This window comes from Agrobacterium sp. 22-226-1 (genome assembly GCF_053522345.1).
Genome location: NZ_JBNWCP010000011.1, coordinates 160512 through 186492, shown reverse-complemented (window position 1 = coordinate 186492; position 25981 = coordinate 160512). Strand labels below are relative to the sequence as shown.

The 25981-nt window shown below is 61.0% G+C and carries 24 protein-coding genes; 12 read left to right on the top strand and 12 right to left on the bottom strand.

All coding sequences use genetic code 11. The features are described 5' to 3' along the window. Window positions 1-170: 170 nt before the first annotated feature. From ACQZ5K_RS19105 to ACQZ5K_RS19090, 4 genes are all read right to left on the bottom strand, one after another. Window positions 171-512 (bottom strand): tRNA-binding protein, encoded by a 342-nt coding sequence (locus ACQZ5K_RS19105; protein WP_003522868.1) that lies wholly within the window; start codon window positions 510-512, stop codon window positions 171-173. An 11-nt stretch (window positions 513-523) separates the two neighbouring features. Further along, a complete protein-coding gene (proC, locus tag ACQZ5K_RS19100) occupies window positions 524-1342 on the bottom strand; it encodes a pyrroline-5-carboxylate reductase (protein ID WP_448741125.1) in 819 nt (272 codons plus the stop codon). 1 nt (window position 1343) lies between these two features. Next, window positions 1344-1844: a type III secretion system chaperone family protein gene (locus tag ACQZ5K_RS19095; protein WP_003522870.1), complete on the bottom strand. Its 501-nt coding sequence runs from the start codon at window positions 1842-1844 to the stop codon at window positions 1344-1346. Window positions 1845-2272: 428 nt separating this feature from the next. Further along, window positions 2273-2536: an accessory factor UbiK family protein gene (locus tag ACQZ5K_RS19090; protein ID WP_003522871.1), complete on the bottom strand. Its 264-nt coding sequence runs from the start codon at window positions 2534-2536 to the stop codon at window positions 2273-2275. A gap of 308 nt (window positions 2537-2844) precedes the next feature. On the opposite strand from ACQZ5K_RS19090, the gene lgt reads away from it, so the two are divergent. The 6 genes from lgt (at window position 2845) to ACQZ5K_RS19060 (ending at window position 8865) form a co-directional block, all read left to right on the top strand. Beyond that, entirely contained in the window at window positions 2845-3657 is an 813-nt protein-coding gene (lgt, locus tag ACQZ5K_RS19085; protein WP_448741135.1) for a prolipoprotein diacylglyceryl transferase, read from the top strand. A gap of 15 nt (window positions 3658-3672) precedes the next feature. Then, window positions 3673-4773 carry a class I SAM-dependent methyltransferase gene (locus ACQZ5K_RS19080; RefSeq protein ID WP_448741124.1) on the top strand — a complete coding sequence of 367 codons (1101 nt, stop codon included), beginning with the start codon at window positions 3673-3675 and terminating at the stop codon, window positions 4771-4773. Window positions 4774-4924: 151 nt separating this feature from the next. Then, window positions 4925-5719 (top strand): peptidoglycan editing factor PgeF, encoded by a 795-nt coding sequence (gene pgeF / locus ACQZ5K_RS19075; protein ID WP_137003832.1) that lies wholly within the window; start codon window positions 4925-4927, stop codon window positions 5717-5719. Window position 5720: 1 nt separating this feature from the next. Beyond that, window positions 5721-6872, top strand: coding sequence for a M24 family metallopeptidase (locus ACQZ5K_RS19070; RefSeq protein WP_448741123.1), 1152 nt, complete (start codon window positions 5721-5723; stop codon window positions 6870-6872). A gap of 89 nt (window positions 6873-6961) precedes the next feature. Further along, window positions 6962-7711 carry a hypothetical protein gene (locus ACQZ5K_RS19065; protein WP_137452911.1) on the top strand — a complete coding sequence of 250 codons (750 nt, stop codon included), beginning with the start codon at window positions 6962-6964 and terminating at the stop codon, window positions 7709-7711. A gap of 221 nt (window positions 7712-7932) precedes the next feature. Further along, window positions 7933-8865, top strand: a complete 933-nt coding sequence (locus ACQZ5K_RS19060) for a ribose-phosphate pyrophosphokinase (RefSeq protein WP_003522877.1) — start codon at window positions 7933-7935, stop codon at window positions 8863-8865. Window positions 8866-9117: 252 nt separating this feature from the next. Here ACQZ5K_RS19060 and ACQZ5K_RS19055 read toward each other — a convergent pair whose 3' ends face one another. From ACQZ5K_RS19055 to ACQZ5K_RS19040, 4 genes are read right to left on the bottom strand one after another with little or no spacing between them, the layout of a single operon-like run. After that, window positions 9118-9966 carry a phosphatase PAP2 family protein gene (locus tag ACQZ5K_RS19055; RefSeq protein WP_448741122.1) on the bottom strand — a complete coding sequence of 283 codons (849 nt, stop codon included), beginning with the start codon at window positions 9964-9966 and terminating at the stop codon, window positions 9118-9120. Continuing rightward, window positions 9956-11464 (bottom strand): ArnT family glycosyltransferase, encoded by a 1509-nt coding sequence (locus ACQZ5K_RS19050; RefSeq protein WP_448741121.1) that lies wholly within the window; start codon window positions 11462-11464, stop codon window positions 9956-9958. The genes ACQZ5K_RS19055 and ACQZ5K_RS19050 overlap by 11 nt, the downstream gene beginning before the upstream one ends. Continuing rightward, a complete protein-coding gene (locus ACQZ5K_RS19045; RefSeq protein WP_031233742.1) occupies window positions 11439-11726 on the bottom strand; it encodes a lipid-A-disaccharide synthase N-terminal domain-containing protein in 288 nt (95 codons plus the stop codon). The genes ACQZ5K_RS19050 and ACQZ5K_RS19045 overlap by 26 nt, the downstream gene beginning before the upstream one ends. Before the next feature lie 20 nt (window positions 11727-11746). Further along, window positions 11747-12586, bottom strand: coding sequence for a glycosyltransferase family 2 protein (locus ACQZ5K_RS19040; RefSeq protein WP_448741120.1), 840 nt, complete (start codon window positions 12584-12586; stop codon window positions 11747-11749). A gap of 189 nt (window positions 12587-12775) precedes the next feature. On the opposite strand from ACQZ5K_RS19040, the gene ACQZ5K_RS19035 reads away from it, so the two are divergent. Next, window positions 12776-15040 (top strand): methyl-accepting chemotaxis protein, encoded by a 2265-nt coding sequence (locus ACQZ5K_RS19035; protein ID WP_448741119.1) that lies wholly within the window; start codon window positions 12776-12778, stop codon window positions 15038-15040. Window positions 15041-15172: 132 nt separating this feature from the next. Here ACQZ5K_RS19035 and adh read toward each other — a convergent pair whose 3' ends face one another. The 3 genes from adh to ACQZ5K_RS19020 all read right to left on the bottom strand — a co-directional run bounded on the left by adh (window position 15173) and on the right by ACQZ5K_RS19020 (window position 20013). Beyond that, complete coding sequence (gene adh, locus ACQZ5K_RS19030) at window positions 15173-16690, bottom strand: aldehyde dehydrogenase (RefSeq protein WP_127757805.1); 1518 nt, start codon at window positions 16688-16690, stop codon at window positions 15173-15175. Window positions 16691-16863: 173 nt separating this feature from the next. After that, a complete protein-coding gene (locus ACQZ5K_RS19025) occupies window positions 16864-17823 on the bottom strand; it encodes a helix-turn-helix domain-containing protein (protein ID WP_137004365.1) in 960 nt (319 codons plus the stop codon). A 105-nt stretch (window positions 17824-17928) separates the two neighbouring features. Beyond that, window positions 17929-20013, bottom strand: a complete 2085-nt coding sequence (locus ACQZ5K_RS19020) for a putative bifunctional diguanylate cyclase/phosphodiesterase (protein ID WP_448741134.1) — start codon at window positions 20011-20013, stop codon at window positions 17929-17931. 306 nt (window positions 20014-20319) lie between these two features. Here ACQZ5K_RS19020 and ACQZ5K_RS19015 point away from each other — a divergent pair, with 306 nt between their 5' ends. The 5 genes from ACQZ5K_RS19015 to ACQZ5K_RS18995 all read left to right on the top strand — a co-directional run bounded on the left by ACQZ5K_RS19015 (window position 20320) and on the right by ACQZ5K_RS18995 (window position 25610). Continuing rightward, window positions 20320-20928, top strand: a complete 609-nt coding sequence (locus ACQZ5K_RS19015) for a 50S ribosomal protein L25/general stress protein Ctc (RefSeq protein WP_003522887.1) — start codon at window positions 20320-20322, stop codon at window positions 20926-20928. Window positions 20929-21225: 297 nt separating this feature from the next. Then, the gene (locus tag ACQZ5K_RS19010) at window positions 21226-23613 is read left to right on the top strand and encodes an EAL domain-containing protein (RefSeq protein WP_448741118.1); all 2388 of its coding nucleotides are present in this window, start codon (window positions 21226-21228) and stop codon (window positions 23611-23613) included. A 17-nt stretch (window positions 23614-23630) separates the two neighbouring features. Then, complete coding sequence (locus ACQZ5K_RS19005) at window positions 23631-24344, top strand: substrate-binding periplasmic protein (RefSeq protein ID WP_035260425.1); 714 nt, start codon at window positions 23631-23633, stop codon at window positions 24342-24344. An 89-nt stretch (window positions 24345-24433) separates the two neighbouring features. After that, a complete protein-coding gene (pth, locus tag ACQZ5K_RS19000; RefSeq protein WP_035260419.1) occupies window positions 24434-25150 on the top strand; it encodes an aminoacyl-tRNA hydrolase in 717 nt (238 codons plus the stop codon). Window positions 25151-25157: 7 nt separating this feature from the next. Beyond that, window positions 25158-25610 (top strand): GNAT family N-acetyltransferase, encoded by a 453-nt coding sequence (locus ACQZ5K_RS18995; protein WP_448741117.1) that lies wholly within the window; start codon window positions 25158-25160, stop codon window positions 25608-25610. Window positions 25611-25613: 3 nt separating this feature from the next. Here ACQZ5K_RS18995 and clpS read toward each other — a convergent pair whose 3' ends face one another. After that, a complete protein-coding gene (clpS, locus tag ACQZ5K_RS18990) occupies window positions 25614-25928 on the bottom strand; it encodes an ATP-dependent Clp protease adapter ClpS (protein WP_035239437.1) in 315 nt (104 codons plus the stop codon). Between the last annotated feature and the right edge of the window lie 53 nt (window positions 25929-25981).

Sequence of the window (25981 nt, the reverse complement as noted above, 5' to 3'; positions counted from 1 at the left end):
GCATCGCAACTCGATTTGACAGGCGCGCAACACACTTCCTAAGCTTCATACAAATCGCCGCAGCCATCATATGGATGCGGTGAATGTCGATTCAGCCTAGAGCACCGGGTCGAAAAGTGTGACCCGGACTTGCCGTTTCCGTCACTCCGGCACTGAGCCGTCGTGTTCCATCAGCACATTTTCTCGCCGTTCGGCACCGGGCGCTCGACGGCGGCAAGCACGATATCGCCATTGGCATCGGCAAAACCGAGCGTCAGGACCTCGGACCGGAAAGGGCCGATCTGGCGCGGCGGAAAATTCACCACGCCCAGAACCTGCCGGCCGACAAGGCTTTCCAGCGTATAATGCACCGTGATCTGCGCCGAGGATTTCTTGACGCCGATCTCCGGCCCGAAATCGATCTTCACCTTGAAGGCAGGCTTGCGCGCCTCGGGAAAAGGCTCGGCCTCGATGATGGTGCCGACGCGGATATCGACCTTCTCGAAATCGGCATAGGAAATTTCACCGCTCATGGCCCGCCCCTTCAGCCCGCCAGCTCTTCAGCGCGGGTTTTTGCGGCAGCGACCGCCCTGTCGAACAGGGGCTGCATGCCGTCTTCGGCCATCAGCACGGAGAGCGCCGCAGCCGTGGTGCCGCCCGGCGAGGTCACATTCTGGCGCAGGCGCGCCGCCTCGTCGGAGGACTGATGCAGCAACTCGCCGGCGCCGGCCACGGTTTCGCGCGCCAGACGCATGGCCACATCCGCCGGCAGACCGGCCTTGCGGCCGGCTTCGGCCATGCATTCCACCAGATAGAAGACATAGGCCGGGCCGCTTCCCGAAACCGCGGTCACCGCGTCGATATCGCTTTCGGCATCCACCCATTCGACGGGACCGCTGACTTTCAGCAGCCCGTCCACTACCGTTTTAAGCTCCGGCGTCACCAGCTCGTTGGCATAGGCCCCCGTGACGCCACGGCCAACCATGGCCGGTGTGTTGGGCATGGCCCGCACGGCGGCAACCTTGCCGAAATGCGAAACGAACGTGCCAATGGTGGTGCCCGCCGCAATCGAAACGACGACCGTGTCCGAGCCCAGCAGGGGTTTCAGTGAGGGCAGCACGGTTTCCATCATCTGCGGCTTCACCGCCACGAAAAGAATACCGGCCTTGACGTCCTCGGGCACGCTTTCGCTATGGGTGGCTCCGGCTTCCGCAATCGTCGTCCGCATGGCGTCGGAAGGGCGCGGATCGATGACGATGACCTGCGATCCCGGCACTCCCTTTTTCAGCCAGCCTGAAAGCAGAGCGCCGCCCATATTGCCGGCGCCCACCAGGACGAGCGGCCCGGAAGCCTTGTATACCATCTTACGCTTCTCCGACGGTCTCGAACATGACCGCTTCGATTGCACTTTTCGCATCCAGCCCCGACCAGACGACGAACTGGAATGCCTGATAATATTGCTCGCAGGCCTCCAGCGCGCTGGAAAGCAGCACTTCCACCTGCTGGTTGTTCGGTTCGGCGCCGCCGGCCAGAAGCAGGGACTGGCGGAAGATCACCACATCCTCCTGCCGCCACAGATCGAAATGCCCCATCAGCACCTGACCGTTGACCTGAGAGAGCAGACGAATGACTTCGTTGACGCGCTGGTCCGGCACCTTGATGTCGAAGGCGCAGGCAAGATGCAGTGCCTCGAACTCTTCCATCCATGAAAAGGAGACGTGATAGTCGGCCCAGTGACCGGCGACAGTCATGGCGATCTCATCTTCGCCCGAACGTTCGAACGACCAGTCGTTCGAGGCCGCGACGATCTCGATCATGTCCACGGGATTGGACTGACGCTCAATTTCAAATTCTATCAGACTCATGCGGCACCTTCTCAGCCGGTAGGAATGTCCTGTTTTGAACGCCGGGCACAAAACGCACATACAAACCGGGATAAACATTTGAGACGATTGCCCGACACCACCAGAATTACGCATTCACCCTGTCTGGAGCTTACCAGGTCTTTTCGAATCATCATTTAAAATCAGTGTATAATGGCCGAGTCCTGCTGCCACCCCTTCCCCGCCATTTTTGCTTTTTGAACAGTGGATATCTCCTCCCCCATCACCTCAGGCGAGATACATAAGCGACTCTGCCGATTGCGTTTTTTGGAAGTGTCCACAGGCCCCAAAAAATTCGCGCCGGAGGGATGTTTTTAACAACCGGGAGTCATTTCGGGCGGAATGGGCCGAAAACAAAAAGTCCCGGAATCGCAAGCGATCCGGGACCCATCGAAAAAAACGTTAAAAAATCAATCCTTGGCGGCGGAAAGCTTTGCTTCCAGAGCCTCGATACGGGCGCGCAGCGCGTCGTTTTCATCACGCGCCTGAATGGCCATTTCGCGAACGGCATCGAATTCCTCGCGCCGGACGACGTCCAGACTGTTCAGCCAGCGATCCGCCTGGGCGTGAAAAGCGGCTTCGGCTTCCTTGCGCACACCCTGCGCCGCGCCGGCCGCATCGGTCATCAGCTTGGCGAATTCATCCAGAAAACGGTTGGTGCCTGTCGTGCTCATGGCGCTCATCCTTCGTCGGTTCAGGGGCATCGTCTTGCCCGCTGTTGCTAGCCTTCAGGTAGGCACTCCATCGCCGCCTTGCAAGCGAAATCGAAAAATCGCAAGAGCTTGCATGGCCTACGGTATCTTGAACCGGAGCTTGAAGAATCACCTTGACCGCCGCCATCGCAATCGCCATTTTCCTTGGCGTCAGGGAGACCGGTGAGCATCATCGCCCGGCCCCTTGAGGCAATGGCTCGTTCCGTTGTCCGCCCCGCAACGATGACGGAATATACGGATTGTTAGCCGCTCCCACCCAACTCGCCATCATGCCCTTCCCCAATATCGATCCGGTAGCGCTGTCCCTCGGCCCGCTCTCGATCCACTGGTACGGCATCGCTTATGTTGCGGGCATCATGCTCGGCTGGTTTTACGCCCGTCGCCTCGCCCGCACGGACCGCCTGTGGCCGAACGAGACGTCGCCGATCTCGGCGCAGCATCTTGACGATTTCATCCTCTGGGCAGCCGGCGGCATCGTGCTCGGCGGGCGCATCGGCTACATCCTCTTTTACGATCTCGCCGCGGTCGCCGCCAATCCCATCAGGGCAATCGAGATATGGAATGGCGGCATGTCGTTCCATGGCGGCCTGGTTGGGACCACCATCGCCATGATCCTCTTCGCCCGCAAGAACGGCATTCCGGTCTGGAGCATGTTCGACGTCGTCGCGGCCGTAGCACCCATCGGCCTGCTGTTCGGACGCATCGCCAATTTCATCAATGGCGAATTGTGGGGACGCATCGCCGACGTGCCATGGGCGGTCGTCTTCCCGACCGGCGGCCCCTTCGCGCGGCACCCGAGCCAGCTTTATGAAGCGGGTCTCGAAGGCCTCGTGCTCGTCATCGTTCTGGCAATCGCCATCTATGCCTTCAGGGCGCTGAAGACGCCCGGCGTCGTCACCGGTATCTTCGTCTGCGGTTACGCGCTGTCGCGCATCTTCGTGGAGTTCTTCCGCGAGCCGGACGCCCAGATCGGTTATCTCGCCGGCAACTGGCTGACCATGGGCATGGTGCTCTCCACGCCGATGTTCGCTCTCGGCCTCTGGGCGGTTCTGCGGGCGCGCAGCGCGGCAAAAAGCGCCTGAACGGTATGACCCGCCATGACGACACCGCTCGCGCAACGCATCAAATCACTTATCCGGCTCAACGGTCCGCTTAGCGTTACCGACTTCTTCTCGCTCTGCCTCGCCGATCCGGAGCACGGTTATTACAGGAGCCGCGAGCCCTTCGGCCGTTCGGGCGATTTCATCACCGCACCTGAAGTCAGCCAGCTTTTCGGCGAAATGCTCGGCGTTTTCGTGGTCCACGCCTGGCAGAGGCACGGCGCCCCCATGGAAACGCAACTGGTGGAAATCGGCCCCGGCCGCGGCACCATGATGTCGGACATGCTGCGCGTCATCCGCCGCATCGCACCGCCGCTTTACGAGACGATGCGGGTGCATCTGGTCGAAACCAGCCCCCGCCTTTCCGCCATCCAGAAGGAAACGCTGGCCGCACATGCGGGCAGACTGACCTGGCATGACAGTTTCGACGACGTGCCGGAAGGCTTCCTGCTCCTCGTCGCCAACGAGCTTTTCGACGCCATTCCGATCCGGCAATTCATAAAGACGCCGCAGGGTTTCCGCGAACGGGTCGTCAGCCTCGACGCCAATGACGAACTTGTGTTCTCGACCGGGCTTGCCGGCATAGACCCGGCCCTGCTGCCGCCGCAGCCGGAACGGCAGCCGATTGGCACCATATTCGAGGTTTCCCCTGCCCGCGAAGCCGTGATGACCGCGATCTGCCAGCGCCTCTCCGCCCATGGCGGCACGGCGCTCGCCATCGATTACGGCCATCTGGTCGCCGGTTATGGCGATACGTTGCAGGCCATGCGCAACCATGCCTTCGACCCGGCGCTTGCGCATCCCGGCGAAGCCGATCTCACCAGCCATGTCGATTTCGAAAGCCTCGTGAAAACGGCCGAAGCAACCGGCGTACACGTCAACGGCACCCTGAGACAGGGCGACTTTCTCTATGGCCTCGGTCTCAAGGAACGCGCGGCCGCACTTGCCGCCAAGGCCACGCCCGACCAGACGCTGGAAATCGCCGAAGCGGTCAACCGCCTCGCCGGCGAAGGCGCCGGCAAGATGGGGGAACTTTTCAAGGTCATCGCCGTTTCAAGTCCCGCGCTTCATCTCCTGCCGTTTCGCGCGGTGGATTGACAGCGCAATCACCTCTGGGCCAACATCGCCGCGACACACGAAGCAGGCACACTGCATCACACACGCCGCGCAACGCCGCGGCAACCGGAAACATCTCGCTTAACCGTACCTCACTGGCCAACAGCGATATTCTCCAAGGAACTCCCACACCATGCAGAACGCAACGCTGCCGCTCCCCCTCCAGAGTCCCCTGCTCGCCGACTATAGCAAAAACCGTATCCGCCACGGTTTCTTCACCCGGCAGGGCGGCGTATCGGAAGGGCTTTATCAGGGCCTCAATGTCGGTCTCGGCTCGCATGACGAACCGGAACGGGTGCAGGAAAACCGTCGGCGCGTGACGCAATGGTTCGGCCTGTCGGCGGAGCGCCTCGCCACCGTTCACCAGATCCATTCCCCCGATGTCCTCGTGGTCGATGAAACCTATGACGGCAGCCGCCCGCAGGCCGACGCCATGGTAACGGCAACACCGGGTTTCGTGCTTGGCGTGCTGAGCGCCGATTGCGGCCCGATCCTGTTTGCCGATGCGGAAGCCGGCGTCGTGGGTGCGGCCCACGCCGGCTGGAAAGGGGCGCTGTTCGGCGTGCTCGAAAACACCATCGAGACCATGACGACACTCGGCGCCAGCCGGGAGCGCATCGCCGCCTCACTCGGCCCTTCGATCAGCCAGAGCAATTATGAGGTCGGTCCGGAATATGTGGCGCGTTTCACCGATATCGATCCGGCCTATGCGGATTATTTCGCCGGGACGGAAAGGCAAGGCCACGCCTTGTTCGACCTCAAGCAATTCACCATCGACCGGCTGACGAAAGCCGGTGTGAAGGCGGAAAATCTCGGCCTCTGCACCTATCCCGACGAACATCGCTTTTATTCCTACCGCCGCACCACCCACCGCGCCGAACCCGATTATGGCCGGCAGATTTCCGCAATCGCAATTCTGGAGGACTGACATGGCCCTGCATTTCGAGCTTTCGGAATTCGATGCCCGCCGCGAGCGTCTGCTCGCGAAAATGGCCGAGGAGAAACTGGACGCCCTTCTGCTTTTCGCGCAGGAAAGCATGTATTGGCTGACCGGCTATGACACGTTCGGCTACTGCTTCTTCCAGACGCTGGTGGTCAAATCGGACGGCTCCATGACGCTTCTGACCCGTTCGGCGGATCTGCGCCAGGCCCGCAATACCTCCATCATCGAGAATATCCTGATCTGGGTCGACCGGCCCAATGCCGACCCGACGCTCGATCTCAAAAACCTGCTGAGCGATCTCGACCTGCTGGGTGCAAAGATCGGCGTCGAATACGACACCCACGGCATGACCGGCCGCGTCGCCCGCCTGCTGGACAATCAGCTCGCCAGCTTCTGCCAGATGAGTGATGCTTCCTATCTGGTCAGCACCCTGCGGCTCGTCAAAAGCCCGGCCGAGATCGCCTATGCGCGCAAGGCGGGCCAACTGGCCGATGCGGCGCTGGACGCGGCATTGCCGCTCATCAAACCGGGTGCGGACGAGGCCGCAATTCTCGCGGCGATGCAGGGAGCGGTTCTGGCCGGCGGCGGCGATTATCCAGCCAATGAATTCATCGTCGGTTCCGGCGCGGATGCGCTGCTGTGCCGTTACAAGGCCGGCCGCCGCAGGCTCGACGCCAAGGATCAGCTCACACTGGAATGGGCCGGTGTCAGCGCCCACTACCATGCCGCCATGATGCGCACCGTGGTGATCGGCGAACAGGACTTCCGCCAGAAGGAGCTTTACAGCGCCTGCCTGCAAAACCTCACCGCCATCGAAGAGGTGCTGCGGGCGGGCAAGACGTTCGGCGATGTCTTCGACATGCATGCCCGCGTTATGGATGAACGCGGATTGACCCGTCACCGGCTGAACTCCTGCGGTTATTCGCTGGGCGCGCGCTTCTCGCCGTCCTGGATGGAGCATCAGATGTTCCACGCCGGCAATCCGCAGGAGATCACCGCCGACATGACGCTCTTCGTGCATATGATCGTGATGGATTCCGATTCCGGCACGGCCATGACGCTCGGCCAGACCTATCTGACCACGGACGGCGCGCCGGAGCCGCTCTCGCGCCACAACCTCGATCTTCTCACAGCTTAAATCGCCGCCGGGTTTGACAGAGCGGGAAAACCGCCCTTACATTGCGCCACCTTGGGCAAGAAGGAGCGGAACATGAGAGGGAAAATCGCATGAGCCGGACGGGGTTCACCCCCCTTTTTCCGGCCATCATTGTTCCAGCGATGATGCTGGCCCTGTCAGGCTGCAACACGACGGAAGCGCTGACACCGCAGGTGGATGTCGGCCACAATGCCTCGCAATCGACACCCGTGACCCAGGGCGATCTCGACCAGATGGCCGCCGCCGCCGACCGCGCCCCCACGGGCGCTCCGGCAACCGCAACATCCGTTCCCGCCTATGCACCGCAAAACTCGCTGCAGGCGCAGGCACAGGCGCTGTCCAACGGCAGCCAGTACGGCGAACCGCTTCGCCAGAACCAGACCGGAACCCAGCCACCCGCCGCCGCTCAACCCGCACCCGCACAGCAGACGGCATCGCTTGCGCCCGCCTCTTCCGCAAACTCCATCCGCTTCCTGCCGATCATCGGAGCGCCGGTTCAGGCGGTGACGCCGCTGTCGCGCCAGCTCGGGGCCGAAGCGCGGGCGAAGGGGCTGACCATCCGGGCCTCCAACGACAATTCGGCTGAAAACATCCTGAAGGGATATTTCTCCGCCTTTGCCGATGGCGCCAAGGTCAATGTCGTTTACGTCTGGGACATTCTGGACGCCAATGGCGTGCGGCTTCACCGCCTGCAGGGGCAGGAAACGGTGGCGGCAAAAGGCAGCGATCCATGGGCCGCCGTGACCGACAGGGTCATGCAGGATATCGCCGCAAAAACACTCAACGACTATTCGTCTTGGAAGCAGTCTCAACAGGGATGAGGTGAAAACGGCGGGAGAAGTCACAGAGATTTCACGAAAATCATTGCGAAAGCGCGGAGTCCTCTTGCAATCGGAAGCAACAGCGCTATTAAGGCGCGCATGGCAACAAGGCGTATCCGGCAAAGGCTTTTCAGCCGGATGTTCCTCCCCTTGAACGACGCTTGGTTACGGTGGATTGAGCCCCGTGATGCAAGGCGATGGCATGGAAACAGGCGGCCGCAATGAAGGTTTTCGCAGGCAATTCGAACCGGCACCTTGCCGAAGCGATCTGCAAGTATCTTAACGTTCCTCTCGGAAATGCCACTGTAAAGCGGTTTGCTGACCAGGAAATATTCGTAGAAATCAGCGAGAACGTGCGCGGCGAAGACGTTTTCATCGTCCAGTCCACCTCTTTCCCGGCAAATGATCATCTGATGGAACTGCTCATCATGATCGACGCCATGCGCCGCTCCTCTGCCAAGCGCATTACCGCGGTGCTTCCCTATTTCGGTTACGCCCGCCAGGACCGCAAGGCCGGCCCCCGCACCCCGATCTCCGCCAAGCTCGTCGCCAATCTGATCACCGAAGCCGGCGCCGACCGCGTTCTCACCCTCGATCTCCATGCCGGCCAGATCCAGGGCTTCTTCGATATCCCCACCGACAATCTCTTCGCAGCGCCCATTCTGGCCCGCGACGTGAAGGACCATTACGACACCAACAATGTCATGGTCGTTTCGCCCGACGTCGGCGGCGTGGTTCGCGCCCGTGCACTCGCCAAGCGTCTCGACTGTCTTCTGGCCATCGTCGACAAGCGTCGTGACCGTCCGGGCGAATCCGAAGTCATGAACGTCATCGGCGATGTCTCCGGCAAGGACTGCATCCTCATCGACGACATCGTCGATTCCGGCGGCACGCTCTGCAACGCCGCTGAAGCGCTGCTGAAAAAGGGCGCCACCAGCGTCACCGCCTATATCACCCACGGCGTGCTTTCCGGCGGCGCGGTTGCCCGCGTGGCCTCCTCGAAGCTGCGCGAACTCGTCATCACCGACAGCATCCAGCCGACCACCGGTGTCCAGTCCGCGCATAATATCCGCGTGGTGAGCACCGCTGGCCTGCTCGGCGAAGCGATCAACCGCACAGCCCAGGAACAGTCGGTTTCCGGCCTGTTCGACTGAAAAGCTGCGGCAAACCTCGGCAACCATTCTACGGCCTGGCGAATTGCCGCCCGGTTTAGATTTCCGGGCAGGCTGCGGTCCATCTTGAAATCGCTGGTTCCCTCAACGTCATCCTCGGCCCTGTGCCGAGGATCTAATCACATTGAATAAAATCAATAGGTCGCAGATCCTCAGGGATAAGTGCGAGGATGACGCAGGAGTGTCTGGCGCGCTTCGCCATTCACCTCATTGAAGCAAACTCCGAAGTTCCTCTTAAGACGATGCCGCACCCGCATCCGGCGGCCGTTGCAGACGTGAGGCTGCGGCCTTGATTTTCGGCCACCAGCGCCGAACCCGGGTCAGAACACCATGGCGACCGTTACGCCAGATACTGACCGTATCTGCTGTGACCGCATCGCCGGTAAACAGATGGCGATGACGTCCGATCACCAGCGCCCGGTAGAGAAACAGGGTCGTGAGGGCGGAAAACAGGATGGACATCACCACATCGCTGAGGAAATGCCCGCCGGCCGCGATGCGCAAGCCGGACATGAGGACGATCATCCCGGCAGCGATGCTTCCCATTGCCAACCGGCCGCGCCGTTGCAGCCGGGGCCAGACGAGCACGCAGAGCGGCAGGAAGAAACTGGCGATCAGCGCGGTTTCGCCGGAAGAAAACGAGCAGTTCGAATAACATTGCGCACTGTACTGGAAAGGCGGCGTGAAAAGCTGCTGCCCGCCGAATTCGGTGACGCTGAATGGGCGCGCGCGACCGATGGTCGCCTTCAGTACTCCATTGACGAGAAGCCCGGCACAGAGAATCACCGGCCCGCACAGAAAGGCCCAGACCCGCCAGCCGGTTCTCTGCAGCGTGCCCAGCCGAAGATTGCCGACAAGGATCACGAAAGCCAGAAGGGTGGCAAGCTCCGTGCCTTCGCGCAGCGTATCCCGCAACCATTCGGGAAACGGCTCACGGCCGGACCATGGCTGCTCGACTGGCGAGAAAAACAGTGCGGAGAATCTGAGATCGATGGAGGGAAAGGTCGCGAACAGGATGACGAGCGCCAATGTGGCGAGTGTCACCCAGATCGTGATCCGCATATGCGAAAGATCATTGTCCATTGCTGCCCTCCGGCATGCATCGCCGCAGAAGGCGCCAGAGGCCGATTTCCCTGCCCTCGAGGAAACCCGGCCCGGCGGTCCAGCGGGCGACCGGCGCCTCGCCGACAAGGCAGGCCGGCAGGCCATCCGCACTTGCCAGGAACAGGGGATTTTTCGCCTCGCCCGGTTTCAGCGGGTAAAGAAGCGCATAGTGACTGGAAGGCACGCCGGTCTCGGGCAGCGCGCGCGTCATCACCTGCTTCTCATCCCGAAGCTGATAAAAAAGCTCGGCAAGTATCGAACGGTCGGTAGCGACGATGGCGTCCGCACCCACCTCGCGCGCCCGTAACAGGCCGGTCGACACCAGCTCGGCGCGCCCGAGATACCGCGCCATCGCCAGTTCACCTTTCGGCAGGCGCAATTGCGTTCCGGCAATGGTCATCAGCGGCAGCGCGACGGCCACGATGCCGCCGAGCACAAGCGTGGACACGATGAGCCAGCGCCGCGACGCCAGAACCGGCACCGCCAGCAGCACGCCGGCCGCATAGGCCCCGACTGCCCAATTGGCGAGCGCCCGTGACATCAAACCCTGCGCGGTAATCAGCAGAACGATCGGCACCGAAAGAGCGACCAGCGCCCGGGTTTCGGCGTTCTTCGCACGAATTGTTGCAACGATCATGCCGACGAAAACGAACGGTCCGACCACGCCCGCCTGGGAGAAGAAGAATTCCAGCGCGGAACCGATCTTCAGCTGGACGCCATGCCAGTTCGCATTATCCGCCGTATGGCGTGCGGTCATGAAATCATGCGCCGCGTTCCACCACAGATTGGGCGCGATGACGGCGACGCAGACCAGCGCAGCAATGATCGCGTCACGCAGCCGGATTCGCCATGCCTCACAGAGCCAGCCGGCGGCGATGAAGCAGGGGAGAAAATAGATCATCGCATATTTCGACATCAGCCCGAGGCCGAAGCAGAGACCGAGGGCGATGCTCCAGCCCAACGCCGCCCTGCCCTCGCGGCGGGCCAGCGCAAGCTTCCGCACGGAGATCATCGACAGCACGATGAACAGCATCATCGGCGTATCGGTCGATATCAGCAGGCTGCCGAGCGTTACGGCCGGCAAGGTCAGATAGATAAGGGCGGCCAGGGACGCCAGCCTGACATCGTAGATCATGCGGCCGAGCGCAAGAATGGCCGCCGCCGCCACACCATGCACCACGGGTGCGGCCAGCCGAACCTGAAACGTGCCCTCACCGCCGCCCAGAACGGTTGCCGCGCGAATGAGCCAGCCGATCAGGGGCGGCTTGGAATAAGCGCCGAGCGCCATCTCCCTGCCCCATAGCCAATATTGCGCCTCATCGACGAAAAGGTCGGTGCGGTTGAAGGCCAGCCCAACGACCCGCAGCGCGGTTACGAGGACAATCGCCACGAATGCAAATGTCAGCCATCGGCGCCCATCGCCCGTCTGCGCATAAGGTAGGGTCGTCGCCTCATGCATGCTGGCGGCGTTCTGCATGAATCAACCAGAGATTTCGGGCATAGATGAAAAGGCCGGACGCCTGGCCCAGAATGAAGACCGGATCGCGCCGCCAGATGGCGTAGGAAAGCAGCACCAGACCGCCGAGAACGGAAAAATACCAGAAGGCCACCGGAATGACCGAGCGGTTCGCCCGTTCCGAAGAAATCCATTGAACCAGAAAACGCATGGTAAACAGCATCTGGCCCATGAAGCCGGTGCAGACCCACAGAAATTCCTTCCAGCTGTTCACATGCAGCATGGACCATAAAGCCGGTGCATTCACGGCGATGTCTCCGTTTTGAAAGTTTCAGCCCAGCTTGAGCGCTTGCGCCGGCGCAGCAGCCAGGCGACGCCGATCAGGTCGTGGATGCCGACAAGCGCGCGGCCGATATTGGTGTAATGGGAATTCCCGTGCAGCCGCGCCCGGTGCGTGACGTCGACATGGGCGACCTGCCAGCCGTCGCGGTTGAACAGCGCCGGGAAATAGCGGTGGTGATGGTCGAAATAGGGCAAGGCGAGGTAGGCGTCGCGGCGGAAGGCCTTGAGCCCGCAACCGGTGTCGCGCGTGCCGTCCTTTAATATCCGCGCCCGAAGCCCATTGGCGAAGCGGGAGGAAAGACGTTTCCCAAGCGTATCGCGCCGGCCGACGCGCTGGCCGGCTACAAGGCCGAGCCGGCTGGGAACGCTGGCGGAAAGAAGCGGCGCGAGAAGAGCCGGCAGATTGTCCGGCGGGTTCTGCCCGTCTCCATCCAGCATGCAGATGACAGGCGCACGCGCCGCCTGCACGCCGCTATGGATCGCCGCAGACTGGCCGCCCTGACGATCATGGCGGACCAGCCGCAGCATCGGGTAACGATCGCCAAGCGCAAGCACCGCTTCAACCGTGCCGTCCGAAGATGCGTCGTCCACCACCACGATCTCGAAGGCGCCGACGGGCTGGCAGGCGGCAAAAATCTCCGCCACGAGCGTTTCCACACTCGCTTGCTCATTGTGCATGGGCACGACAACGGCGAAATCCGGCCTCGGTTTCACGCTGGCTCCGTCATATCCGTCCGCATTCAGTCCGCAGACATCATTGATAGTGGCGAGAGAAGGAGCGCGGAAAGCTTGCATGAACATGAACAGCCGTTGAACTTCACTCGATATGCGCCCGTTCTATTGCAGTTTTATTACGGGAAACGCGTCAGTGGCGGCTGGCTATTTTTTCACGGCATGCGGGAAATAATCGTACAATTTCCAGCGCTTTTAACGCGACCGTAAACAATTTTTGCCACGGTATGGCCACGTTTTTTGGGGGGAGGAAACAGGATGCCGGGTGTAAATCCGACTGCTGTCAAAGCTAAATCATTGTCGATCAAGGCCAAATTCGCAGCGCTCGTCACGGGCGCAACGCTGGTTTCATGTCTTTCCGTGGGGCTGTTGTCCTACGAGATGGGGAAGTCGGGACTGATCGACGCCAGCGAAATCAGGCTCGAAACGGTTGCAGGCAACCAGTCCAAGCAGCTTGACGCCTATACTTTGCGCGTCGAACAGAGCATTTCCGAGCTGTCGCAGAACGCCGCGGTCGCACAGGCGCTGGAAACGATGACCACCGTTGTACCGACGGAAAGGGATGCGATCATCCAGGCTTTCCGCCGCGAGGGCGTCTCCGAAGAGGAGCGCGCCTCCTTCAACGGCGAAGGCCTGCGACTGCTTTACGCCATTCGCCACGCCACCATCAACGCCGCCATCGCCAGCGTCTGGCGCAACACCCGTGTCAGCGACATCTATGTGATCGACAAGACCGGCCTCATTATTTACACCGTGACCAAGGGGAAGAACTTCCTCACCAGCGTGACGGAACCGCAGAACGCCGCGATCAAGGAGCTGTTCGACCGAATCGAAGCCGGCAAGGACGGCGTCGTCAGCACCACCGGTTTCACTGGCGGCGAAAATGATTCGGCCATGATCGGCATGCCGCTCGCCGTCTCCAACTGGGGCCAGCTTCAGCGCAAGGGCGCCGTCATCATGCGCATCGCCGCCGATCGCATCGGCGCGGTGGTAACGCCCGAGGAAACCGGCAAGACCATCGATGACGCCGTTCTCCTGAGCGCCGACGGCAAACGTCGGGCCGGCGTACTCTCGGGCGGCGCGGATGCTGCCGTTTCCGCAAGCCTCGCCGCCCTTTCCAACGCAAACAACGCCGGAACGGTGATGGCGCAGACATCTGCGGGCAACATCTTCTATGCCTATCGCCCGGTCTCCGTCTTCGGCCAGAAACATCTTCTGGCCATTGGCCAGCAGGAAAGCAAGGTTCTCGCCGCCGCCAACGATCTCGCCTTCTGGGCGACGGTCGCGACACTGGCTGTGCTTGCGATCATGACGCTGATCGGCATTTTCGTTTCCGCAAGCCTCACCAAGCCGCTCACCGGCCTTGCGGGGCTGATGGAGCGCCTGAACGGCGGTGAAAACAACATCGAGATCAAGGCCGTTTCCCGTGGTGATGAGATCGGCACCATGGCGCGCGCGCTGGAATCCTTCCGTCAGGGCATTCTGGACAAGCAGCGCATGGAAGCCGAATCCCATCGCAAGAGCGAAGAACTGGACGAAGAACGCGCCCAGCGGGAAATGGAAAAGGCAAGAAGCGCGAAAGAACTGGAAGAGGCTGTCGAAGCACTCGCCACCGGTCTTGCCAATCTCGCGGCCGGCAGGCTCGATCTCCGCATCGACAAATCCTTCGTGCCGTCGCTCGATCATCTACGCATCGACTTCAACAACTCCATGGCAGGCCTGGAAGCGACCATCTCCAACATCGGCGAAAGCGCCAATGCCATCCGCTCCGGCTCCGGCGAACTGAAAAGCGCATCGGAAGACCTGTCGCGGCGCACCGAACGTCAGGCCGCAGCACTCGAGGAAGCGGCAGCAGCACTCGGAGACATGACGCAGGCCGTCAATCTCTCGCTGTCGCGCTGCAATGTCGCCGTCGAGGCGACGGCGGGCACGATGCAGGATGCGCACAAGTCCACGGCTGTCGTTAAAGAAGCGATCGTCGCGATGGAACGCATCGAGACCTCGTCGGCCAAGATCCGCCAGATCATCGATGTCATCGACCAGATCGCCTTCCAGACCAATCTGCTGGCGCTGAATGCCGGTGTGGAAGCCGCCCGCGCCGGAGAAGCCGGCAAGGGCTTTGCCGTTGTGGCGCAGGAAGTTCGCGAGCTTGCCCAGAAATCGGCAGCCGCCGCCCGGGACATCACGGCGCTGATCGCCACTTCGGCGGGCGATGTGGAAAGCGGCGTGGCGCTGGTGCTGAAGACGGGTGAAAGCCTCGAGCAGATCCAGAAACGCATCCAGTCGGTCAACGACCAGATCGGCGAGATCGCCACCGCATCGCGCGAACAGTCCGGCCGCCTCAGCGAAATCAATGCCTCCGTCAACGAACTCGACCATGTGACGCAGCAGAATGCGGCCATGGTGGAGGAAACGACGGCCGCCGCCTTCTCGCTATCCGGCGAGGCGGACGGCCTGACCGAACAGGTGGGGCAGTTCTCGGTCGGCGGCGCCCGCCAACGGGACCAGCGTTACGCGGCATAAACCGCAACGAAAAAAGGCCGGAGGCGAAACCTCCGGCCTTTCTGTTTGAAGCCGGGCTCCCAGGGGCCGAAGCCCCTGGGAACACGCCGGCGATCTGGCACCACAGCCCCTCGCCGGCTTCCGGGGAGGACCTCAGAAGAAACCGACCTTGTTCGGGCTGTAGGACACGAGCAGGTTCTTGGTCTGCTGGTAGTGATCGAGCATCATCTTGTGGGTCTCGCGACCGATGCCCGACTGCTTGTAACCGCCAAAGGCAGCACCCGCGGGATAGACGTGATAGCAGTTCGTCCACACGCGGCCCGCTTCGATGCCCCGGCCGGCCCGATAGGCGATGTTGGTATCGCGGCTCCAGACGCCTGCGCCCAGACCGTAAACCGTGTCATTGGCGATTTCGAGCGCCTCTTCCACCGTCTTGAAGGTGGTGACGGAAACGACAGGACCGAAGATTTCCTCCTGGAAAATCCGCATCTTGTTGTTGCCTTCGAAGACCGTCGGCTGGATGTAATAGCCATCCTTCAGATCGCCCGTCAGCGTCTTGCGGTCGCCGCCGGTCAGAACCCTGGCGCCTTCCTTCTTGCCGATCTCCAGATAGCTCATGATCTTGTCGAACTGTTCCTGCGAGGCCTGCGCGCCCAGCATGGTCGACGGATTGAGCGGATCGTCCTGGCTGATGGCCTGAACCCGCTTGATCGCCTTTTCCATGAAGCGGTCATAGATCGATTCATGCACCAGCGCACGCGACGGGCATGTGCACACCTCGCCCTGATTGAGCGCGAAGAAGGCGAAACCTTCGAGCGCCTTGTCGAGGAAGGCATCGTCCTCGTTCATCACATCGGCAAAGAAGATGTTCGGCGACTTGCCGCCCAGCTCCAGCGTGATGTTGGTGACGTTGTCGGCCGCATAACGCATGATTTCCTTGCCGACCGAGGTGGAACCGGTAAAGGCGATCTTGGCGATGCGGTTGCTCTGCGCCAGCGGCTTGCCGGCTTCGAGGCCCGTGCCGTTGACGATGTTGAGGACGCCGGGCGGCAGCAGGTCTTCGATCAGTTCCATCACGATGAGAATCGAGGCCGGTGTCTGTTCGGCAGGCTTCAGCACCACGCAATTGCCGGCGGCAAGCGCCGGCGCAAGCTTCCACGCGGCCATGAGGATCGGGAAGTTCCACGGAATGATCTGGCCGACGACGCCGAGCGGCTCATGGAAGTGATAGGCGACGGTATCATTGTCGATTTCGCCGATCGTGCCTTCCTGGGCGCGGATGCAGCCCGCGAAATAACGGAAATGGTCGATGGCGAGCGGAATATCCGCATTGGTGGTTTCGCGCAGCGGCTTGCCGTTATCCCAGGTTTCGGCCCGGGCGATGAGATCGAGATTATCCTCGATCCGCTGGGCGATCTTGAGCAGGATGTTGGAGCGCTCGGTTATGCTGGTCTTGCCCCATTTGTCGCGAGCCTTGTGGGCTGCGTCGAGCGCGAACTCGATGTCGGATGCGTCCGAACGCGGCACTTCGCAGATCTTGTGGCCGGTGACCGGCGAAAGATTATCCATGTAGCGGCCGGATTTCGGCTCCACCCATTTGCCGCCGATGTAATTGCCGTATTTCAGCTTGAAAGGCGCTTCGCCCGCTTTCTGCTGAACCTGAATGTTCATGATTTCATCCTCCCTGATGAAAACGATCCGCAGCGGACCGCATGGGAGGAAGGTGGGCCTAGATGGCGCGGTTCGGTAGAGGGGCGGCGCGGTTCCGCAGCGCACATTGTCTCACATCTGCGACAAAGGCGCCTCGATCCGGCATGATTGGCCGGAACGCACCCGCACGCACCTTAGTGCACGTCGAATTTCTTCATCTTGCGGTGAAGCGTGGCGCGGCTGATGCCGAGCAGGGAGGCGGCCTGCGTGACATTGCCGTTGGTGCGCGACAACACGCGCCGCAGCGCCGAGCGTTCCGCTTCCGCAAGATCGGAACCGCCATCGTGGCGCTGTTCCTGAAGAACGTCGGCGGCGGGCAGTCCCTGCGCGATTCGGGCGTCGTCCAGCTTCAGCACAAGGCGTGCGGCACGGGTCGCACCCAGCACGAGATCGTCCTGATCCACGGCCAGCAGCGACAGCGCCGCGCCGAACCCGCTCGGCACGACGACGATGCGCGCACCCGGAAAGGCGCGGCGGAAAAGATTGCCCTCGATACGCTGCGCCGCATCCTTCACCGCCTGGGTGACGAAGGAAAAGGTCATCTCGTTGATGTCGTCGCGGCAGGTGGAAATATCGAGCGCGCCCGTCACCCGGCCGGTGTGATCGCGGATGGGAGCCGTGGTGCAGCAGAGTTCGGTATTCGACGTGAAGAAATGCTGGTCGCGGTAGACCACCACCGAGCGCTCATCCACCAGCGCCGTGCCGATACCGTTGGTGCCCACGCTTTCTTCGCTCCAGACCGCCCCGGACCAGAGGCCGAGTGCCCGGAAATCTCGATCGTCGCCCGAGGCGCCGCGCCGTTCCAGCGCAACGCCCTGCGCATCGGTCAAAAGCAGGCAGCAGCCGGATTTGCCGACGCTTTGGAAAATGCGGTCGAGTTCATCCGTGCTTTCGGCGATCAGGCCGGCCGCACTTTCGCGGGCGCGGCGGAATTCATACTCGCTGAGAAAGATCGGCTTGCGGTTTTCCTCCGGTGCAAGATGATGTTTGACCATGCAGCGACGCCAGGAGGCGACAATCGGAGAACTTGCGGCGGCGGAACGATGGCGCGCGGTTTCATACACGCGTTCCGCATGGGCGATGTCTGTCGGCATACGCTCCTCCCAAAGCTTTTCGGCGATGGTGCGCTGGAAGCGGCCATGTTTCAACAAAAAATTTCGCGACCGGCCTTGCCGGGCGCGGCCGCGGGCTGCGCCAGACTATCGGACCGCCTTGAAATAACGCCGGCCGGCGGTCACGTCCGTTTCATCTTCGGCAGAGAGGAACGTATCGTCCACGAGATTGGCGATGGAGGTCAGCGGTCCGGGCTTGCCGAAAAAGAAGCCCTGCACCTGCAGGCAGCCTTCACGCCGCAGGAACTCGATATGGGCCTTGGTTTCGACCCCTTCCGCAAGCACCGGAATATTGAGGCTGTGCGCCAGGATGAGCGTCGAGCGAACGATCGCCTCCGACTGCACGTTGGTCGACAGGCCATCGATGAAGGCGCGGTCGATCTTGATCTTGTCGAAGGGGAAGCTCTGCAGCGTCGAAAGCGAGGAATAGCCCGTGCCGTAGTCGTCCATGGCGATCTTGACGCCGAGCGACTTGAGTTTGCGGATGGTGACGAGCGCGTGGCGATGGTCGGCGATGATGCTGCCTTCGGTGATTTCCAGCTCGAGCCTTTCCGGCGCGAGCCCCGTCTCGGCGAGAATTTTCTCAACCTTGTCGGGGAAATCATTATCCGCAAGCTGCTGCGGCGCGACGTTTACGGCAATGGCGAGCGATTTTTTCCACTGAGCGGCCTGCGCGCAGGCTTCTCTCAGAACCCATTCGCCCAGTTCGACGATAAAGCCGGTCTGTTCGGCGATCGGAATGAACTCGGCCGGGGAGACCATGCCGCGTTCGGGATGGTTCCAGCGCAAAAGCGCCTCGAAACCGACGATGCTGCCACTTTTTGTGTCGTTCTGCTGCTGGTAATAAAGCTCGAACTCTTTATTGGCGAGGCCGCTGCGCATGGCGATGGCCAGCGCATTGCGCTCACGCGCGGCCTCGTCCATGGATTTGTCGTAAAAGCAGATCGTATCGGAACTGCCGCTTTTTGCCCGGTACATGGCGACATCCGCCTGCGCCATCAGCGTATCGGCATCGATGGAGCCGGTATTGCGAACCGATATGCCGACGCTTGCGCCGACCGAAAATGTCTGTCCGTTCCATTCCACCGGCTTGCTGATCTGCTCGATCAATCGCTGGGCGAACTCCGCGCCGTCGGCACGGGTGTAATAGGAATGGGTCATCGCCACGAATTCATCGCCGCCCATGCGCGCCAGAAACTCCCCGGTCTTCAGCACGGAACTCGCGCGGTCGGCAATGGCGCGCAGCACGGCGTCGCCCGCCGCATGGCCATGCACGTCATTGATTTCCTTGAAACGGTCGAGATCGATGGACAGAAGCGCGGTATGCGCGCCCAGCGAGACATGGCGTGTGCGGCGATTTAGATGTTCGATGAATGCCGCCCGGTTGGGAATGCCCGTCAGCGGATCGTGCAACGAAAGATGGCGATAGCGGGCAACCGCCTGCTGGGTGGACTGGGCGTCGATGACATAGGTGGAGAGCCCCAGCGCCAGAAGCAGAAGCGTCACCGCAATGGCGCCTCCGCCCATGATGGCCGGCGGCAGCAGGTTTTCCGGAATGACGATACGCGGGTCGAAGGCGAAGGACATCGACGCCATGCCGGTATAATGCATCGAGGCAATGGCCAGGATGAGAAACGCCACCGCGCTATACTGGCAGAAACGGTTGAGAGGCCGGGCAATGCGATTGACCGCAATGGCGCCCAGCACAGCTCCCAATATCAGCGAGGCGATGACATAGGCCTGATTCCAGAAAATCATGCCTTGAACATTGTAGGCGGCCATACCCGTATAATGCATCGCCGCAATGCCGAGGCCGAGGATGACGCCACCGGCTTCCACCAGCACGCTGCGTCCGCCATAGGCGGAAATGCCCAGGCCGGTAGTCGTTGTGGTAATGGCAATCAGAAGCGACAGCCCGGTCAGATAGGGATCGTATCCGACATCGCCCGCCGCGACATAGCCCAGCATCGCCACGAAATGGGTGGTCCATATCGCCGCCCCGCCATTGACGCCCGCCAGAAACAGCCAGTTGACCTTCTGCACCCCCGTCGCCAGACGTGCTTTCGAAAAAAGGCGCATCGAGACGAAACTGCCCAGCATGCAGACGAAGACCGCTGCGGCGGTGTATCGATAGTCGTGATCGATGGTGAGGCACTGGAGAACTTTGAGCATTGTCATCTACGCAATTGGAATTTTGCGTAGCCTTATCATTCGCCAAGTTTTCACCCGGTTTATATGAATGGATAAGCACACATTAAAAGTTGCAACAAGTAAGTGAATTAGTGCGACCTAATGAAACCGGAGAGGTATACAGACAAGAAAGTGGTCCTCTCTTGTCTTTGTGTCCCGTTTGTATTATAGCGCCCGCACCCGTGTAGACACCCTTGGAGGCAACGCGGGCGGGATGGCCTTTGGCCTCTCCGGTTCAGGCCGCTTCGTTCGGCGTGAACTCTCCATATAACCTCGAAAGGAATTGCCATGAGCAAAGAATCGTATGAGCTCAAGGCCGAGGCGCGCGAACGAGTTGGTAAGGGGTCCTCTCGTGAACTTCGCCGCAACGGTTTGATTCCCGCTGTCATCTATGGTGACAAGCAGGCCCCCATTTCTATCGCGCTCTCGACCAACGAAGTCACCAAGCGTATCCACGCTGGCGGTTTCATGACGACGGTTGCGATCATCGACGTCGACGGCAAGAAGATCAAGGTTCTCCCGAAGGACTACCAGCTTGATCCGGTCCGCGACTTCACCATGCACGTCGACTTCCTGCGCGTTTCGGGCAACACGCTCGTCAACGTCGAAGTTCCGGTTCACTTCGTCAACGAAGAAAAGTCGGACATCAAGATCGGCGGCGTTCTGAACATCGTTCGCCACACGGTGGAATTCCACTGCCCGGCCAACGACATTCCGGAATTCATCACGGTCGATCTCGCTGGTCTGAAGATCGGCGACAACGTCCACATTTCGAATGTGAAGCTGCCGAAGAACATCACGCCGGTTATCGCCGACCGTGACTTCACGATCGCAACGATCGTTGCTCCGGCCGCTGGCGTTGCAGAAGAAACGACCGAAGAAGCTTCCGAGGAATAATCGGCGGCCGCAAGGCCGGACAGCTTTGAACAATGAGGCCCGTTCCGTTTTCGGAACGGGCCTTTTAGTTTTTATGAACTTTAAAACCAGAAAGCTTGCCATCCTCACCTGATACGGAACCCGTTTCAGTGTCGATTAACACTTCCATGAAACGATACCCTCGCGCTGTCGTGGAACACCGGCCGGGCTGAGGAAATGCGTTGGAAAACAGGCTTTTGCCGAAAACCCTCGCAAAACCCTCCGGGCGGACGAAACGGGGCGCAGCAAGTCTGGGGCAAAGGGTAGCTGCAATCGAACATGGCTCATTCCGTCGAAAGTCGCTTTATCGCGATTGTTTCCGGCGCACTTCTTACAGTGGTCGCCCCGCTATTCACGCTGTTGCTGACGCTTTCCTACAACGAAGCCATCCGTAGCCAGCGCAATCATATTGAAATTCTGCTGTCGACCAATACTCAGGCGCTTGCCCGGCCCCTGTGGGACCTTGATGACGACACGATAAACCAGATTACCGGAACTCTCGTTTCCGATCCCATGATCCGCATGGTCGAGGTCAAGGATACATCCGGCCAGCTTGATGTCGTCCAGACTGCCGGCAGCGACATCATTCAGGATGCCGCCTCGATGACCCGCGAGGTCACCTACAAGACCACAAAGGGCACCGTCACCGTCGGGCAACTGACGGTCTATTACGACGATGTCGGCCTTCTGACTTCTCTCAGCCGCACCGAACTGGCCTTCATCACGATTTTCATCCTCGCCGTCCTCACCATCGTTCTTGCCGCCATCGCCGGCAACCGCTTCATGGTCATCCGCCCGCTAATGCGGCTCGCGGCCGCCATCGAGGCGACGCGGCGTCTCGGCTCGCGCCACCACGTCGACTGGCGTTCGAAGGACGAAATCGGCCGGCTGGCGAAAAGCTTCAACGAAATGCAGACCCAGCTCGAAAAGGAAGAGCTGGAGATCAAGAACGCGCACGAGCGTAAGACGGAAATCTACAACCGCACGCCCGCCATGCTGTTTTCGCTCGACAGGCACGACCGCATTGCCGCCGTCAGTGACTATTGGGTGCAGGCGACCGGTTACGACCGCACCCGGATACTCGGCCTGAATTTCGCCGATCTCATCCATCCCGATGACCGGCTTCTGTTCCAGCAGCGCAAGACGGCTCATCCCCTGCCCGATGCCTCGCATAGCGGCATTACCGTGCGCTTCCACTGCATGGATGGCAGCGTCATGGATGCGCTCATCCTCGAAAAGGCCCTCGATTCCGGCGATGCGGCCCATCAGAGTACCTGCCTCTGCGTCATGACGGACGTGACCGAACTGCGCCAGTCGGAAAAGCGCAACCGCCAGCAGGCCATTTCCGACCACCTGACCGGCCTTTTCAACCGGCAGGGCTTCGAGGCCATTCTCGACCTGCAGATCCGCGATGCGGACCGCAATGGCAGCGAGCTGGCCTGCCTGTTCATCGACCTCGACCGGTTCAAGGCGATCAACGACAATCTCGGCCATGCCGCGGGCGACGCCGTTCTCAAACAGTTCACGTTGAAGCTCGAACCGCTGCTGACACCGCTGGACAGCGCATCGCGGCTTGGCGGCGACGAATTCGCCATTCTTCTGGCCGGCGACAAGGTGGAAGAGCGCGCCCTGCAATTCTGCGAGCGCATCTGCGCCATGCTCGACACGCCCTTCGATATCGAAAGCAACAGCATCCGCCTCAGCGCCAGTATCGGCATGGCGGTCTATCCCCTGCACGCCGCCAGCGCCTCCGAGCTTTTGCAGAATGCCGACATGGCCATGTATACCCGCAAGCGCACGGGCAAAAACGGCTCGCAGGTCTTCGACAGCTCGATCATGGACCGTGCGCGCGAACATGCGGAGCTGGAACGGGATATCGCGCAGGCGCTTTCCGAAGACTGGTTCGAGGCCTATTTCCAACCGATTCAGAACCTCGCCACCGGCCAGACGGCGGGTTTCGAGGCGCTGCTGCGTCTCAACCACCCGGACAAGGGCCTGCTTTCCCCGGCCGCAATCGTCAGCCTTGCGGAAGAAAACGGCACTATCCACCGCATCGGCAATGTCATTCTCGATCAGTCGATCGCCAATCTCGCCCGGCTGTCGCGCCTGCCGGGCATGGAGCAGACCTATGTGGCGGTGAATTTCTCACCGTTGCAATTCGAACCGGGATTGCCGACGCGCATCGCCGGCGTTCTGCACCGCCATGGCATTCTTCCCAGACGGCTGGTCATCGAGATCACCGAAGCCGTTATCATGAAGGACGATCCGCAGGTTCGGGCGATCCTCAATGCCATCCACCAACTCGGCTGCCGCATCGCGCTGGATGATTTCGGCACGGGTTATTCCTCGCTCAGCTATCTCAGCCGTTTTCCGGTCGATATCGTCAAGATCGACCAGTCCTTCACCCGCTCGATCTGCGACGACAGGATGGACATCAGGCAGCGCAACCGCATGCTGGTCGAAGGCATCGCGGCCATCTCGCACAAGATGAACTGCGCCGTCATTGCCGAGGGCGTCGAGACGGAAGAACAGAAGGCGCTTCTGAGCGATATAGGCGCGGATTTCGGGCAGGGTTATTTCTTCGCGCGTCCGCAGCCGGTCGAAAGATTGATCACCTCACTCGACACGGCGTCCGGGCAAAACCGCGCCGCGGCGCGGCAAGCATGAACCGGCAGGGGGCAGCCATGGGATTGATCCGCTTTTGCCTGATCTTTCTTGCGCTCGCCACGCCGGCCAGCGCCGCCAAGCTCTTCCTGACCACCGAGGTTTATCCGCCCTATAATCTGCAGGCCAGCGACGGCAGCGTGCGGGGTGTCTATTTCGACCAGCTCAGAACCGTGCTCGAGGACACCGGCACCAGTTACGAAGTCGCCGTCATGCCTTGGGCGCGGGCCATCGCACTGGCCAGAACGCAGGCCATGCACTGCGTCTTCGCCGCTGCGAGAACACCGGAGCGAGAGAAGCAGTTCAAATGGGTCACGCCGATCCATATCGACCGCAACATTCTCGTGGCGCGCCGCAACGCCAATATCGAAGCCTCCAGCCTTGAGGAAGCCAAGAAATATCGGGTGGGAACCCAGCGTGGAGATTATACCGAGGCGCTTCTCGAAAAGCTCGGTTTCCCGCAGGTGGATGTCGGCGCGGATTTCGAGATCACGCTTCACAAGCTGAAGGCCGGCCGCATCGACCTGATGCCCATGTCTGAGAGCACCTTCAAAAGCCTGCCCGCCGACACGTTCAGCGAAGTGATAACTCTCTCGCGGCAGCAGCTTGGGCTTGCCTGCAACAAAAGCGTGCCCGATGAGGTCATCGCGAAATTACAGGCCCGGCTGGACAGGCTGATCGCCGATGGAACGCAGCAGCGGATATTCGACCGCTACAATCTCGTCAGCCCCTGAGCCCATCCGAAATTCCATAAAAAGATTGACAGCCGGCGGTTTTCGGGGTGGTGACAACATCATCATCAGGCAAAACGCGGACATGCCCCATGAAGATCATCGCAGGACTTGGTAATCCCGGCGCGCAATATGCGGTAAACCGTCACAATATCGGCTTCATGGCCGTCGATGCGCTGCAGCGCCTGCCGTCCTTTGCGCCCTGGTCGAAAAAATTCAAGGCGGAGATTTCCGAAGGCGAGATCGGCGGCGAGAAGGTCCTGCTGATGAAGCCGCTGACCTATATGAACCTTTCGGGTGAGTCCGTCGGCGAAGCCATGCGCTTCTTCAAGCTTGCGCCGGCAGACATCATCGCCATCCATGACGAACTGGATTTGCCGGCCGGCCGCGCCCGCATCAAGACCGGCGGCGGCCATGGCGGTCACAACGGCCTGAAATCGCTCGACGCCCATTGCGGCAAGGACTATCGCCGCCTGCGTCTCGGCATCGGCCATCCCGGTGACAAGGAGCGGGTGCACGGCCACGTGCTCGGCGATTTCGCCAAGGCCGACCGGGTCTGGCTCGATCCGCTTCTGGACGCCATTGCCGACAATGCCGCCATGCTGGTGAAAGCCGAGGATTCGCAGCTGATGAACAAGCTGGCGCTCGCCACGGGCAGCAAGCCGGAAGCCGAAAAGCCGGCCAAGGCAGCCAAACCCGCCGCGCAATCCCACATCCATCAGGCACGCAACAGCGCCCAGCCGAAAAAGCTGCCGGAAACCGGCCCGATGGCCGAAATGCTGAAACGCATGTTCAGCAAGAAGGACTAGATCGCAAATGTCTTCCGAGCCCATCGTCCTGCGCGCAGCCGGAGCCGGCGATCTGGCCGGATTGCTTGACCTTTACCGGGCTCTCAATCCGTCCGACCCTGAAATGACGGCAGAAGAAGCGAACACGGCTTTCGCGGCCATGCTCGCCCAGCCGGGCCTGACCGTGTTTCTTGCGACCGAAGGCGAAGAAGCGGTCGCCACCGCCACGCTGCAGATCGTTCCGAACCTGACGCGCGCCGCCCGTCCCTATGCCCTTATCGAAAACGTGGTGACGCTGGAAAACCGTCGCGGCCACGGATATGGCCGCGCGGTGGTGCGCCATGCCGTCGAGGCCGCTTTTGCGGCGAACTGCTACAAGGTGATGCTGTTGACCGGCCGGCAGCGTCCGGAGGTTCACGCCTTTTACGAAAGCTGCGGTTTCGCGCAGAACAAGACGGGCTTTCAGATCCGGCAGGATTAACGCTCACTCCTCCGGCTCGGTGGTGAACATCAGCGGAAATCCCGCTTCCTTGCCGAGATCGGTCGCTTCCTTGGCCTTGGTCTCGGCGATATCCCGCTCGCAGACAACGACGACCGCGCTGCCGAAGCGGTGCGCCGTCATCATCACCCGGTGGCCGGTTTCCTCGCTCATGCGGAAGACGGCTTTCAACACCACGGTAACGAACTCACGCGGCGTATAGTCGTCATTCAGCAGAATGACCTTGTAGAGCTTCGGCCGCTCCAGCTTCGGTTTGACTTTCGGTTTCGGCTTGAGATCGACAGGACTGTCACTCGTCATGGTCGCTCGTGCCTGTCGCTCATCGCGGTTGTTCATGGGAAAACCCCGTTGAT

Excerpts from the sequence above, each read along its gene's own strand:
- ACQZ5K_RS19105 (WP_003522868.1), bottom strand. The coding sequence starts at position 512 with ATGAGCGGTGAAATTTCCTATGCCGATTTCGAGAAGGTCGATATCCGC.
- proC (WP_448741125.1), bottom strand. The coding sequence starts at position 1,342 with ATGGTATACAAGGCTTCCGGGCCGCTCGTCCTGGTGGGCGCCGGCAAT.
- ACQZ5K_RS19095 (WP_003522870.1), bottom strand. The coding sequence starts at position 1,844 with ATGAGTCTGATAGAATTTGAAATTGAGCGTCAGTCCAATCCCGTGGAC.
- ACQZ5K_RS19090 (WP_003522871.1), bottom strand. The coding sequence starts at position 2,536 with ATGAGCACGACAGGCACCAACCGTTTTCTGGATGAATTCGCCAAGCTG.
- lgt (WP_448741135.1), top strand. The coding sequence starts at position 2,845 with ATGCCCTTCCCCAATATCGATCCGGTAGCGCTGTCCCTCGGCCCGCTC.
- ACQZ5K_RS19080 (WP_448741124.1), top strand. The coding sequence starts at position 3,673 with ATGACGACACCGCTCGCGCAACGCATCAAATCACTTATCCGGCTCAAC.
- pgeF (WP_137003832.1), top strand. The coding sequence starts at position 4,925 with ATGCAGAACGCAACGCTGCCGCTCCCCCTCCAGAGTCCCCTGCTCGCC.
- ACQZ5K_RS19070 (WP_448741123.1), top strand. The coding sequence starts at position 5,721 with ATGGCCCTGCATTTCGAGCTTTCGGAATTCGATGCCCGCCGCGAGCGT.
- ACQZ5K_RS19065 (WP_137452911.1), top strand. The coding sequence starts at position 6,962 with ATGAGCCGGACGGGGTTCACCCCCCTTTTTCCGGCCATCATTGTTCCA.
- ACQZ5K_RS19060 (WP_003522877.1), top strand. The coding sequence starts at position 7,933 with ATGAAGGTTTTCGCAGGCAATTCGAACCGGCACCTTGCCGAAGCGATC.
- ACQZ5K_RS19055 (WP_448741122.1), bottom strand. The coding sequence starts at position 9,966 with ATGGACAATGATCTTTCGCATATGCGGATCACGATCTGGGTGACACTC.
- ACQZ5K_RS19050 (WP_448741121.1), bottom strand. The coding sequence starts at position 11,464 with ATGCAGAACGCCGCCAGCATGCATGAGGCGACGACCCTACCTTATGCG.
- ACQZ5K_RS19045 (WP_031233742.1), bottom strand. The coding sequence starts at position 11,726 with ATGCTGCATGTGAACAGCTGGAAGGAATTTCTGTGGGTCTGCACCGGC.
- ACQZ5K_RS19040 (WP_448741120.1), bottom strand. The coding sequence starts at position 12,586 with ATGTTCATGCAAGCTTTCCGCGCTCCTTCTCTCGCCACTATCAATGAT.
- ACQZ5K_RS19035 (WP_448741119.1), top strand. The coding sequence starts at position 12,776 with ATGCCGGGTGTAAATCCGACTGCTGTCAAAGCTAAATCATTGTCGATC.
- adh (WP_127757805.1), bottom strand. The coding sequence starts at position 16,690 with ATGAACATTCAGGTTCAGCAGAAAGCGGGCGAAGCGCCTTTCAAGCTG.
- ACQZ5K_RS19025 (WP_137004365.1), bottom strand. The coding sequence starts at position 17,823 with ATGCCGACAGACATCGCCCATGCGGAACGCGTGTATGAAACCGCGCGC.
- ACQZ5K_RS19020 (WP_448741134.1), bottom strand. The coding sequence starts at position 20,013 with ATGCTCAAAGTTCTCCAGTGCCTCACCATCGATCACGACTATCGATAC.
- ACQZ5K_RS19015 (WP_003522887.1), top strand. The coding sequence starts at position 20,320 with ATGAGCAAAGAATCGTATGAGCTCAAGGCCGAGGCGCGCGAACGAGTT.
- ACQZ5K_RS19010 (WP_448741118.1), top strand. The coding sequence starts at position 21,226 with ATGGCTCATTCCGTCGAAAGTCGCTTTATCGCGATTGTTTCCGGCGCA.
- ACQZ5K_RS19005 (WP_035260425.1), top strand. The coding sequence starts at position 23,631 with ATGGGATTGATCCGCTTTTGCCTGATCTTTCTTGCGCTCGCCACGCCG.
- pth (WP_035260419.1), top strand. The coding sequence starts at position 24,434 with ATGAAGATCATCGCAGGACTTGGTAATCCCGGCGCGCAATATGCGGTA.
- ACQZ5K_RS18995 (WP_448741117.1), top strand. The coding sequence starts at position 25,158 with ATGTCTTCCGAGCCCATCGTCCTGCGCGCAGCCGGAGCCGGCGATCTG.
- clpS (WP_035239437.1), bottom strand. The coding sequence starts at position 25,928 with ATGACGAGTGACAGTCCTGTCGATCTCAAGCCGAAACCGAAAGTCAAA.